Genomic DNA, 12,408 nt, shown 5'->3' with positions numbered 1-12,408 from the left:
CAGACCGTGCCTCGCCCGGGGAAGGATAGGCGCGGCGGCCCCCTATTAAAACTCACAAACCGCTCCCGCCGGCCATATGATAATACAGTTTAACAAGAAGGGACTGGGAATCGTTATGGCAAAGCCCGTAATCGGCATCCTCACCTGGCGGGAGGGGCACTCCTTCAAGGAACCCGGTTATTTTCGCTCGCTGGTTAGGGAAGGCCAGAAATTAGGCGCCACTGTATTTATCTTCTCTCATAAAGATGCGTTCCCGGATAAGAAACAGGTCCGCGGCTATATACCCAACGGAAACGGAGGCTGGACCAGTCGTATCTTCCCCTGGCCGGACGTTGTGATCGACCGGTGCCGAACGGCACAGGAAGGCTACAGCGAATTCCGCAAACAAAAGCATTTTGTGTACGCCAACCATACGTTTACGAACAAAATGAGCGCGACCCGGCTTTTTTCGAATGAAGAAGCACTCAAGAAATGGATTCCGGCTACCGTCGATTATAACGCCGAAAACCTCGTGCGCATGTTCAAAAAACACCAGATTGTTTACATCAAACCCGGAAACGGAACCGGTGGCAAAAGCATCGTGAAGATTTCACGGGTGAAGGGCGGCTACAGACTGCTCGGGCGGACGAAAGGGTATGCGAAACGCAACATCCTCTTCCGCAACCTCGCCTCGCTCACAATCTGGCTCAACCAGTGGGTCCGTCAGGAGAGAATACGCAAAGGCAGCTTTATGATCCAGCAGGGACTGGATCTGGATCTTCTCCCTGGCCACGTGTCCGACATGCGGCTGCTCATCCAGAAGAACGACAAGGGTAAGTGGGAAGTGACCGGCGAAGGCATGCGCATAGGCGGCGTTAACAATCCCACTTCGAACCTGCACGGAGGCGGCCGCGCGTCCTCCACGGAAGCTGTGCTGCACAAACGTTTCACGCCTGAGAAGACACGCGAGATCATCGCCGAGTGCCACGATCTGGCCCATGGGGTCGTCACCGTCATCGAGAAGCATTTCGGCAGAATGCTGGAATACGGGCTCGATATCGGAATCGATAAGCAGGGCAGCGTGTGGCTGATCGAAGTCAATCCGAAGCCGGGACGCGAACTGTTCAAGAAGATGGGCCGCATAGATCTGTACCAGCAATCCATCCGCCGGCCGCTGCAGTACGCACTTTATTTAAACGAACAAGAACAGAAGCAGAAGCAGGAGAAGAAGCAAGAACTGAAGCTAGAGCTGAAGCTGGAACTGAAGCAGCATCAGCAGCATCAGCAGCATCAGCAGCATCAGCAGCATCAGCAGCAGGAGGAGGAGCAGGAAAAATAACCGCCGGGCGCCTCGTCTCCGGATCGTAAATGTGACGGGGCGTTCCTTCATAAGCGGTCTTGCGGCTAAAGCGTAAAAAAAGGGGTGCAGGAGATTCTCCTGCACCCTTTTTTATATGCCTTCTCCGGCGGCTCCGATCCCGTTTTATACTTTGGTAAGAGGCTGGGATTTGGCGATTCTGTCGTCGCTTCTTCTGCGAATGACGATCCGGTTCGCTTTTTTGTACTTCCATATTTTCCGATAGATGCTTTTGTCGTCCAGCTTTTTGAAAATAGAAGCGTCCGGCTTAGTGTTCACCTCGAGTATCCAGGGCTTCAGCTCGTTATCCAGCGCGATATCCACGCCGATCGCCGTTACTTTGGGATAACCGGTCTCCATGTATTCGGCGATTTCATGACCGAGCCGGTTCAGCTTCGCCACATAATCCGCCACGTGCTCCTTTTTTAGATACTCCTTCAAAAGCTTCGAAATTTCCGTCGGTGTTCCGCCCCGGTGATAATTGGTCACGATCTTATCCGGGTGGGCCACACGGCCGATAATGCCGGTGTTTTCCCAATCGCCCCGCAAATTTTTCTGTACCATGATCCGGATGTCGAAAGGCCGGCCCTTGCTCGTCAAAAGATTAATGCCGCGCTGAACGAGATGTTTCGTGTCCCCGAAACACTTGGACATGGTGCGGTAAAGCTCATCGTACGTGTCGAATTTCTTTTTCGTCTCATTGATCTGATACCGGTATCGGCCCTTCGGACTGTATTCCACCTTGAAAATGCCCCGGCCCCCCGTGCCATTGTTCGGCTTGACGTACACCATCCGGTACCGCTTAAGAAAGTCGTACAAATGATCTTTCGTTGCCTGCGCCGTATCTGGCTGATACTTTTTCAGCTCCGAGTGCCGATTCAGAAATTGGGTTTTACCCAGTTTGGTATTGGGCAGAACGTTTTGTGAATCCATGGCCAGCCTCCCGTATTCTCCATATGCAAATAGACGTGTAAGCGAAAACCGGCAAGTAAACCGGCGGTTTGGTTAGATTTATTCATCTGTTCTATCATACGGCCGCAGAAGGTAAAACGTGCGGATTCCGGGCCGCCCGCATACTTGGGCAGTGCCCACCCAGACCTTACGGTATCACGGCGCATACGATATCACGTACTCCATTACGAAGGAGGTCATGCGAAATGTCAGGAGTTGGCGGATACGGCGGAGGTTTTACAAGCACAGGTGCCATTCTGGTTCTGTTCATTCTGCTGGTTATCATCAGCAAAGCGTTCCTTTACTAATCAGCTCTAACCGGCTGACACCTTGAACGAAAAAAAAGACCGTCCCCCTTGAGGGAACGGTCTTTCTTGTATGCGGGGCAGACGGCTCAAACCGGAAGCCGGAAGCCAAGATAAGTTCATGCCTACCGTACAGTCGGCTGCCTTCTGGCTACCTGAAAGGAAGCGGGCACGCGGCACGAAGCCTACACGAACGAGAGCTTCTCGTACAAGCGTCCGACCGCACTGCGGGCGTCCCCGTTCAGCCAGTTCTCCACGACGGTGTAATACACCGATCTGAAGTCGAGTTCCGCCTTCAAATCTCCCTTATCCAGCTTCGTGAGGCTCGGATAAGCCCCGTAAAGGCCGCCGCTCACACCGCCTCCCAGCAGAAAAACAGGCCCGGCGGTACCGTGATCCGTCCCGCCGCTGCCGTTCTCTTTCATTCGCCGCCCGAATTCGGAGAACGCCATGACCATGACCTGATCCTGGAGGCCGTGGGCTTCCAGGTCCCGGTAGAAGGCGCCGAGTCCTCCGTCCAGCGTAGACAGCATGGCGGCATGATGCGCCTTCTCGTTGGCATGGTCGTCGAACGGTCCCAGCTGGGTGTAGAACACCCGGGTGCCGGAACCGGACGCCATGAGCTGCGCGGCAAGCTGCAAGTCCTTGGCGAATGAACTGTCCGGGTACGGGGCGCCCGCCGTATAACCCGGCTTCAGGGAGCCGATGGCTTCCACGCTCCGGTAAGCTTCGATCCCGCTGGAGCAGGTCACCCGCAGAGGAGCCGCCTGCTTGTTCAGGTTGTACATATCCAGGAAAGCCTTGTTCAGACGGCCCCGTTCCGGATCGGGGGGCTTGCTGGTAAAGATCTTGTAGGAATCCAGCGCCGACACGACGGGAAGCGAAATGGAGTCGTGGCGGAGAGCCCGCGTCTCCGTCTTCCCGAGCTGGACGGCCCGGAGCGGATTCGCCGTATCCAGGGACGAGAAAGCATAGCGTCCCAGCCAACCGTCGCTGATCCGCTTCTCCGGCTCCCCGGTATGCCAGATTTCCATGGAACGGAAATGGGAATGGTTGGGCTTCGGGTAGCCTACCCCCTGCACGATCGCCACTTTGCCCCGCTGATACAGCCCGTGAAGCTGCGACAGGCTCGGGTGCAGGCCGATCTGGCCGTTGATGTCCAGCACCTCGTGCTGCTGGAGACGAAGACGCGGCCTGGCATCGTGGTAGGCTCCGATTCCGTAGGGAATCAGCGTATTAAGGCCGTCGTTCCCGCCGGAAAGCTGGACGACAACGAGGACCCTGTCTTTCGGGCCGGCCGGCGGTCCGGGCTTGAGTATATTTTTACTGTCCGCATAGAGCAGGGGGCCTCCGATGCCGATCGCCGCTATCAGCGCCGTCCCCTTGATCAGAAAGTCTCTTCTCGTCAAATTCATATCCGCAGTCCTCCGCTCACTTCATCTGTGCTTCCGGGCTGATGAGCAGAAGCTGCAGCAGGCTCCGTTTGCCCCCGGCCGGTTTTTTCGAGTTCACGATCGTCTCCGCCGCGTACTGCGTCAGCACACTCATCGTGTTCTTGCCGAGCGGAGCCATCCCTATGCCGCGCCTCCAGCCCTCCACATACGCTTCGGGACCGGCTGGCGCAACTTGCGGGACCAAAGACTGGAGCTGGTCTTCCGTGACGCGTTTGGCTACCTTCTCGGCGAACTGGTAGCGCGCGATCAGGCGGCTTGTCGCCAGCCAGGAAGCCCCTCCCTTCCAGCCGGACACATCCGGCGGAGCGTACAATTCCATGCCCATAAGCCCCATACTCGCGCGGAAAGCCGCCGTTAAGGGAAGTCCCAGCGTCCTCATGGTGCCCGCCACGTACTCCGCCGGATTTTTGACAAGAGACAGACGGTAGGCTTCCTCGTAAAATTCGTCGGAAACAAACAAATCGTACAGGACGTCCCCGATTGTCGGCATTTTCGAAATATTTCGGGCGACCCGCTCAATCCAGGCATCGGGCGGGTTTTCCGCCGCAAAATACTGGAGCAGCTTCGTCGCCAGAAACTTCGGAAGCGCCGCCTGCTTGAAGACGACGCGAACCACATCCGCGGAATCGAAATATCCCGCTTCGCCCAGAAAAACCTTATGTCCGGCATCGTGCCGCGCTTCCTGATACTGGACGATATCGGTTTTCCGGTTATAGTTCCATCCCGTCAAGGACCTTGCCGCTTCCTTCACATCCTGTTCGGTGTAATTGCCGATCCCCAGTGTAAACAGCTCCATCATCTCGCGGGCGTAATTCTCGTTGGGGCTCCCTTTCTGATTCGTATATGAATCCAGATACAGCATCATGGCCGGGTCTTGGCCGATTTCTTCGGTCAGCTTGCGGAAGCTGCCCAGGGCGTGCTGCCGGAACAGGTCGTTCTGGCGCACCATGAGCTTAATATCGCTCACTTTATACTGGGACGAAGCAAAGTGTCCGTGCCAAAACAGGGTCATTTTCTCCACCAACGGAGCCGGTGACGCGATCATCCGGTACAGCCAATACGTTTGCTGGTCGCCCACTCCCGTTACGATCAGCGGTTTCTCGTCCGCTTTTACCTCCGAGAAAACTAGAGCGGAGGCGGCTCCGTCGGCCAGAGGCCGGCCCGAGGTGAGCCTGCGGACTGTTTCTTCCCGGCCTAACTTCAGACATCTATCCACTTCTCCCGGCGTAGCGGAAAAAGAAGCTCTCCCCAGAAGGTGAAGGACTTCCTTTTCGGTCCAGGGTTTCATGCTGCACACCACCTAATTCTTTTACTTCTTATCTATTATATACCCAAAATATGACATTCGATTTAGGAACATGCTAAGAGAATGTTAGGAAAACAAAAACTCCCGAAACATTTGGGAAATGTCCGGGAGTTTTGTCTGCTTTGAGTGAGGAGAAAAGAGAGGTAATTAGCAGCCGAAGTACAAGGAGTACTCGTGCGGGTGGATGCGGATCGCAACATCTTTCGCTTCGCCGCGCTTGATGTCGACATAGTTGTTGATGAAATCCTGCGTGAACACGTCGCCTTCCAGCAGGAAGTCGTGATCGGCTTGCAGAGCGTCAAGAGCTTCGTCCAGTGTGCCCGGCACGCTGCGGATTTCGGACTTGTCTTCGTCGGACAGCTCGTAGATGTTTTTATCCAGCGGACCGTAGCCGAGCGCGCGCGGATCGATTTTCTTCTTGATGCCGTCCAGACCGGCCATCAGCATGGCCGCGAATGCCAGGTAAGGGTTAGCCGTGGAATCCGGCGTACGGAATTCGATGCGGCAGCCTTTCGGCGTTACGGCCGCAACCGGAATACGGACCGCCGCGGAGCGGTTACCTTTGGAGAACACCAGGTTCACCGGTGCTTCGTAACCCGGAACGAGACGTTTGAACGAGTTCGTGGACGGGTTCGTCAGCGCGAGCAGAGCCGGGGCATGGTACAGAATACCGCCGATGTAGTGCAGAGCCATTTCGCTCAGGTTGGCGTAACCGGTTTTGTCGTAGAACAGAGGCGTGTCGCCGTCAAAAATGCTTTGGTGCACGTGCATTCCCGATCCGTTGTCGCCAAATAGCGGCTTCGGCATGAAGGTTGCGACTTTTCCGTACTGTCTCGCCGTGTTGTGAATGATATATTTGTATTTCATGAGATTATCGGCTGTTTTGGTCAGCGTATCGAAACGGAAGTTGATTTCCGCTTGACCGGCTGTCGCCACTTCGTGGTGATGACGCTCGATGCGAAGGCCCGTTTCTTGAAGCAGACGGCACATTTCGCTGCGGATGTCCTGCTGGGTATCGACCGGTTGAACCGGCACGTAGCCGCCTTTAACGCCGATTTTGAAGCCCAGGTTGCCGCCTTCTTCTTTGCGGCCTGTGTTCCAAGCGCCTTCTTCGGAATCAACGGAATAATAGGAGGTATTCATGCCGCTTTCGTAACGGACATCGTCGAAAATGAAAAACTCGGACTCGGGAGCAAAGTTCGCCGTCGTGCCTACGCCGGCTGTTTGCAGGAATTCTTCCGCCTTCTGTGCGATGCTGCGCGGATCGCGCTCGTAACGCTCGCCGTCCGGCGTGTGGATGTTACACATAACGATCAGCGTCGGGTGGGCTGTGAAAGGATCGACATAAACCGACTCCGTATCAGGCATCATGACCATATCCGACTCTTCAATGCCGCGGAAACCATGAATGGAGGAACCGTCAAAGGCAACTCCGTTCTCGAAAGTTTCTTCCTCGACTTCGCAAGCCGGGAGAGAAATGTGGTGCGCCTTACCTAGAAGATCCACAAAACGAAAATCGATCCACTCAATGTTTTTTTCCTTGATGATGTTCAAAACGTCCTGTACTGACATGTGTAAACCCTCCTAATTCCGTACATTCACACTGTTTCCCCTGTGTAATGTTCCAGTTTTCATTCGATCTTTTTTCATATTATATAGCGGCCGAAGAAACATCGTCAATACTCATGTCAGGTATTTTTTTAATCAATGTCAGGTAATGTTACATGAAAAATAAAAAAACCGGATTTCTCCGGTTTTTAGGCTGTTTTTGAGGGAATTTCGGGGATTTAGGGACAACCTGTCGAATCAGACAAGCACGGGGGTTTTGGCGGTATCGAATCTTCTGCCGCAAAGCGGAGCCAGTTTCTCCAAATCCTGAAGCAGCTTGGCGAATTGATCCGGGAAAAGGGATTGCACGCCGTCTCCGGTCATCGAATTGTCCGGATCCGTATGCATTTCGATGATCAGGCCGTTCGCGCCGGCGGCCACGGAAGCCTTCGTCATCGGCTCGACCAGCTCGCGGCGTCCAGTTCCGTGACTCGGATCGGAGATGACCGGCAGATGGCTCAAGCTCTGAAGCACCGGAATCGCCGACAGATCGAGCGTGTTGCGGGTATAAGTCTCGAATGTTCGGATTCCGCGTTCGCAGAGCATCACATTCGGGTTGCCTCCCGCCAGGATGTATTCCGCCGCATTAAGGAATTCGTCGTACGTCGAGCTGAAGCCGCGCTTGAGCAGCACCGGCGTCTGGATCGAGCCCAGCTTGCGCAGCAGATCGAAATTCTGCATGTTGCGGGTGCCCACCTGCAGAATATCGGCGTACTCCGCGCAGACATCCACGTATTCCGGCGTCATAACCTCCGTAATCGTGAGAAGACCGTGCTTGCGGCCGGCTTCCGCCATCATGACGAGCCCTTCCACGCCGACGCCCTGGAAGCTGTAAGGGCCCGTGCGCGGCTTGAAGGCGCCGCCCCGAAGCACTTGACCGCCCGCGGCTTTGACCAGGCGGGCAATCTCGTCGATCTGTTCGGGAGTCTCGACGGCGCAAGGGCCGCCCATGACCACGAGCTGATCGCCGCCGATCTCCACGTCCTTGATGCGGATGACCGTATCCGCCGGATGGAAGTCGCGGCTCGCCAGCTTGTAGGACTTTGAGATTTTAACAACCTGCTCGACTCCGTTCAACTGGCGAAGCTGCTCGGCCAATACCGGATCGGCCTGCCCGATAATGCCGATAACCGTACGGTCTTCTCCATGCGATACGTGCGCTTTCACTTCATGCTTCTCGATAATGTGTACGATTTCCTGGATCCGTGCTTCCTCTACCTTATTTGAAAGAATTACGATCATTCCGTTCACGCTCCTGATGGTTGGGTTTAGTTTTACCTCGACGCTTCAACGCTTGTTTGCTTTTAAGCTTTTTAGCTTTTATGCTTTTATCCATTAAAGTAATTCGATAAAATAATAATAACAGGCTTGACGATTATCCGTCAAGCCTGCTTGTGCTTATTTTCCTATGAAGGCCGGAGCCCTGTTAAAACCACTGTAAATAAACATAAAGCCATATATCCCTGCGGCGGGTTCCGTGTCTATGTGTACGCGGATGCGTAAGTTAATCCGTGTCGCCGGGAAGCCCTGATGCCATGGCATGCTGGTGTTCTTTGCGCACTCTGCGCTTGTCCCGGCGGCGGTTGGCGTGAAGCCTCAGCAGAAGCATGATCGGGAAATACATGATCAGGCCGAGAATACCCCCCACGATCATTCCGCCGACGATCAGTTCCAGGCTTCCTTTCAGAACGTTCGCCAGAAAGGCGGGAACGTGGTGAATCAGATACTCCTTGAAGCCCGGAGGAACGACAAGCGAACCGACCGGTTTGTTAAACAGGATTGCCATCGGCACATAAATGATTTTACCGAACACGAACCCGATCAGCGCACCCGCGAAATTACCCCGCAGCAGCCAAACGAGAGGAAAAATAAGAAAAAAAGCCAGTCCGACCGTAGGAAGGGTGAACATTTCAACGGCCAGTCCGATTGAGAATCCGGTGGCGACCATCGAAGGCCCGCCTTTGGCGCGAAGCAGCAGAAGATATTTGTATTTAAACCAGCGCCCCATCTGTTTAAGATCCAGCTTTTTCCGGAGCGCCCCTTCACTAACCTGCATAGTGCCTCATCCTATCCTGTAAATTAGGCCGGTTATTCGGCGGCGGCAGCCTTTGTTTTGGCCATCGGGATCAATTTCTTCATATTCACGGTCCGTGTAACACCCCATGTAGCCGGGTCGGCCGGATCGAACTGCTCCAGATACGCGATGGCTTCCTTCGTAATCGGAGTCGGCGTGGAAGCGCCGGAAGTGACTCCGACCGTACGGACGCCCATCAGCCAGCTTTTGTCGATTTCGGACACGTCCGAAACCCGGTATGCTTTAACGCCCGAGATTTCTTCCGACACCTGGGCCAGCCGGTTCGAATTATTGCTTTTGGGATCGCCGACCACGATGACGAGGTCCGTCTCCTTGGCCTGCTCCGCGACCGCTTCCTGGCGGACCTGCGTCGCCAGACAAATCTCGTTGTGTATTTCGGCCGTCGGGAAGCTTTCCAGCAGCTTTTTCATAATATGCTTGATGTCCCACTGGCTCATCGTCGTCTGATTGGTGATCAGAATTTTGGATGAAGCGATATTCAGCTCCTCCGCATCCGCCAGCGTCTCGATCAGATGGACGTGCTCTGGAGCGATGCCGACGGCGCCTTCCGGCTCGGGATGGCCTTTCTTGCCGATATAAATAATCTCGTATCCTTCCGCCGTTTTCTCGCGGATCAGATCGTGTGTTTTCGTCACATCCGGACAAGTCGCGTCCACAACCGTCAAGCCTTTCTCGCGCGCCTTGCGGCGAACTTCCGGCGAAACGCCGTGCGCCGTAAAAATAACGGTGCCGCCCGTCACCTGCTCCAGAATTTCGAGCCGGTTGGGACCGTCCAGCGTGATCACCCCTTCGTCTTCGAAGAAACGGGTTACGTGCGAGTTATGAACAATCATACCGAGTATATAAATCGGCCGCGGCAGATCCAGATTCTTGGCGGTTTGCATCGCAAGCGCCATTGCATCCACCACGCCGTAACAATAGCCCCTTGGGGAAATTTTGACGACTTTCAACGAATGCACCACCTTTTTTGTCGTTCCTACCTTCATTATAGCCGATCAGGAGACGGGAAGAAAGACAACGGGCAGCCAAATGATAAAGGTCGAGCCCTCTCCTGTACGGGTTTTTACCTCAATGGAGCCCTTATGCTCGTCGATAATCCATTTCGCGATCGATAAGCCGAGTCCGGTGCCCGCCGTCCTTCCTCTGGACACGTCCGCCCGGTAAAACCTATCGAAGATGTGCGGCACCTCTTCCTTGTCCATCCCGATTCCCGTGTCCGCAATCCGCAGACCGATCTGATCCCCGGAACGGAGCGCATCCAGCCGGACGCTGCCCTGCTCGGTGTATTTGAAGGCATTTTCGATAAAAATGAACAAAAGCTGCTGGACATAGTCTTTGTTGCCGACCACAACCACATCCGTCAGCGGGTCAAGGTCTCCCACTTCCCACTGTACCTGACGCGGCAGAAACTGGGCGCGCCGGGCGACTTCCTCGACGAGCGGCCTCAGCTCAAGAGGCTGCCGCTCCATCTCGAAACCGGCATCCGCACGGGCCAGCGACAGCATGTCGTTGACGAGCCGGCTCATCCGGTGAGCTTCTCCGGCGATATCCTGCATCGCCTCGATGGACATCTCCATCTGCTCTTGGTCCTGGCCGCCGCCCTGCCCGGTTGTAAGCGTGCGGCTCCACATCTTCTCGAGCAGCTCCACGTTGCCGCGGATAGTCGTCAGCGGCGTCCTCAGCTCGTGGGAGGCGTCCGAGACGAAACGGCGCTGGGCGCGGTACGCCTCTTCCAGCTCGCTGTATACGAGCTGAAGCCGCCCGAGCATGCTGTTGATCGTGACGGTGAGCCGCCCGATCTCGTCCTCGGGCCCGTCGTACAGAATCCGCTTGTCAAGGTCCGTGCCCTTCTCGATCTGCTGCGTAGCCACGATCACCTGCTCGATAGGACGCAAAGCCTTCCTCGCCAGGAACCAGCCAAGCGTACCGGCGATCAGCACCGTCAGCATGGCGAGAATCGCCAGCGTATACTGGAGCAGGTTGAAGAAGTTCTCGTAGTAGTTGATCGTCGCTCCGACCTGAAGCACGCCCCGGGTCAGCTTATTTCCGGTGACCGGGTCGGTGATGTCGAATCCCCGGCTGACCAGAATAATCGGGTACGATTTATCCGTCACCTTCAGGTTCAGCCGCTCCACGACAAGCGAATCTTTGCCCCGCAGCTTCTGCGCCGCATTGTTCGTAATGGGCAGCGTCAGCTCCAGATTTTTCAGCACGGAAGACCGGTCGTGAATAACGGGGCCTTCCTTATCGTTCAGGCTGGCAAGCTGAAGAAGCGTGTTTTCCGAAAACATGTCCACATTATCGAGCTCCAGCTTGATCGGAACCCTTCCCCGTATCGAAGGAGCGGCAAGCGGCTTGATCCGCTCGTACGTTTCCGTCCAGGTGCGGTCCAGCTGTTTTTCAAGATCGTTATAAATATAAAAAGAGAGAAATAAATAAAGGCCGAAGCCGAACAGCAGCAGCGTGACCGACAAAATGCCGGAATACCACAGCGTCAGCCGGAGGCGGATAGACATCTAGTTCTCTCCTCTCAGCACATAACCGGCCCCGCGAACGGTTTGAATAATGCGCTTGTGGCCGTACTCCTCCGTTTTTTGCCGGAGCAGGGCGATGTACACTTCCAGTACATTCGATTCCCCGCTGTAATCGTAGCCCCAGATTTTTTCCATAATAATATCCCGTGAAAGCACACGCTTCGGGTTCTGCATAAACAGGTGCAGCAAATCGAATTCCTTCGTCGTAAGCTCGATCAGCTGGCTTTCGCGGAACACTTCACGCGTATCCAGATCCAGCGTGATGTTGTCGTAATGCAGCCGGTTCGTCGGCTGCTCGGCGCGTTCGTTCCGTCTGCGCAGCAGCACCCGGACGCGGGCCAGCAGTTCCTCCAGCGCGAACGGCTTGATGAGGTAATCGTCCGCTCCGAGATCAAGCCCCTTCACCCGGTCGTTGACTTCGTCTTTGGCCGTCAGCATGAGAATCGGTACGCTGCTTCCGCCTTCGCGGATGCGCCGGCAGACCTCCCACCCGTCGACGACAGGCATCATCACGTCCAGGATGACCAAGTGAGGCTCTTGCTCCAGCATTTTTTTCAAGCCGTCGTTGCCGTTGTTGGCCGTTACGATCGTGTAGCCCTCGAAGGCAAGGCTGCGCCGCAGCATGGACGTAATTTTTTCGTCGTCATCTATAACCAGTATCGTTTCACGCATGAATGATTTCACCCTTCTGTAGATGGATTGGGGCTGCAGGCAGCCTTGCGGGTCGCTTTTACCCTCTATTGTATCAAATTCGGCGTTGGAGCAAAATCTTGGACGTTCTCCGCCTTGGAAGCCGGGAAAAGCCGCCGAAAAAAAGAG

General features: G+C 55.2%; 11 protein-coding genes. 2 read left to right on the top strand and 9 right to left on the bottom strand.

All coding sequences use genetic code 11. The annotated features are described in order from the left end of the window. Nucleotides 1–115 precede the first annotated feature (115 nt). Nucleotides 116–1,318 (top strand): YheC/YheD family protein, encoded by a 1,203-nt coding sequence (locus tag C4S74_RS07060; protein ID WP_103994637.1) that lies wholly within the window; start codon nt 116–118, stop codon nt 1,316–1,318. A gap of 144 nt (nt 1,319–1,462) precedes the next feature. Here the strand turns inward: C4S74_RS07060 and C4S74_RS07055 are convergent, their stop codons facing one another. Then, on the bottom strand, nt 1,463–2,269 hold the full coding sequence (locus tag C4S74_RS07055; protein ID WP_103994636.1) for a YheC/YheD family protein: 807 nt from the start codon (nt 2,267–2,269) through the stop codon (nt 1,463–1,465). Nucleotides 2,270–2,493: 224 nt separating this feature from the next. Between C4S74_RS07055 and C4S74_RS26825 the strand changes: the two genes are divergently transcribed. Next, the gene (locus tag C4S74_RS26825) at nt 2,494–2,595 is read left to right on the top strand and encodes a YjcZ family sporulation protein (RefSeq protein ID WP_219819044.1); all 102 of its coding nucleotides are present in this window, start codon (nt 2,494–2,496) and stop codon (nt 2,593–2,595) included. A 182-nt stretch (nt 2,596–2,777) separates the two neighbouring features. Here C4S74_RS26825 and C4S74_RS07050 read toward each other — a convergent pair whose 3' ends face one another. The 8 genes from C4S74_RS07050 to C4S74_RS07015 form a co-directional block, all read right to left on the bottom strand. Further along, complete coding sequence (locus C4S74_RS07050; RefSeq protein WP_103994635.1) at nt 2,778–4,007, bottom strand: DUF1501 domain-containing protein; 1,230 nt, start codon at nt 4,005–4,007, stop codon at nt 2,778–2,780. A 16-nt stretch (nt 4,008–4,023) separates the two neighbouring features. After that, complete coding sequence (locus C4S74_RS07045) at nt 4,024–5,334, bottom strand: DUF1800 family protein (protein WP_103994634.1); 1,311 nt, start codon at nt 5,332–5,334, stop codon at nt 4,024–4,026. A 165-nt stretch (nt 5,335–5,499) separates the two neighbouring features. Then, entirely contained in the window at nt 5,500–6,924 is a 1,425-nt protein-coding gene (gene glnA / locus C4S74_RS07040) for a type I glutamate--ammonia ligase (RefSeq protein ID WP_103994633.1), read from the bottom strand. A 234-nt stretch (nt 6,925–7,158) separates the two neighbouring features. Continuing rightward, on the bottom strand, nt 7,159–8,202 hold the full coding sequence (aroF, locus tag C4S74_RS07035; protein ID WP_103994632.1) for a 3-deoxy-7-phosphoheptulonate synthase: 1,044 nt from the start codon (nt 8,200–8,202) through the stop codon (nt 7,159–7,161). Nucleotides 8,203–8,464: 262 nt separating this feature from the next. Then, entirely contained in the window at nt 8,465–9,016 is a 552-nt protein-coding gene (locus C4S74_RS07030; RefSeq protein WP_103994631.1) for a DUF2062 domain-containing protein, read from the bottom strand. A 32-nt stretch (nt 9,017–9,048) separates the two neighbouring features. Continuing rightward, nucleotides 9,049–10,005 (bottom strand): 4-hydroxy-3-methylbut-2-enyl diphosphate reductase, encoded by a 957-nt coding sequence (locus C4S74_RS07025; protein WP_103994630.1) that lies wholly within the window; start codon nt 10,003–10,005, stop codon nt 9,049–9,051. A 45-nt stretch (nt 10,006–10,050) separates the two neighbouring features. Next, nucleotides 10,051–11,571, bottom strand: coding sequence for a cell wall metabolism sensor histidine kinase WalK (locus C4S74_RS07020; RefSeq protein ID WP_103994629.1), 1,521 nt, complete (start codon nt 11,569–11,571; stop codon nt 10,051–10,053). Further along, nucleotides 11,572–12,261, bottom strand: coding sequence for a response regulator transcription factor (locus C4S74_RS07015; RefSeq protein WP_103994628.1), 690 nt, complete (start codon nt 12,259–12,261; stop codon nt 11,572–11,574). It lies immediately after the preceding gene. Between the last annotated feature and the right edge of the window lie 147 nt (nt 12,262–12,408).

Origin of the sequence: Paenibacillus sp. UNC499MF (assembly GCF_900107975.1) — a bacterium.
Lineage (GTDB): Bacteria > Bacillota > Bacilli > Paenibacillales > NBRC-103111 > Paenibacillus_F.
This window is presented reverse-complemented; position numbering and strand designations above follow the sequence as displayed.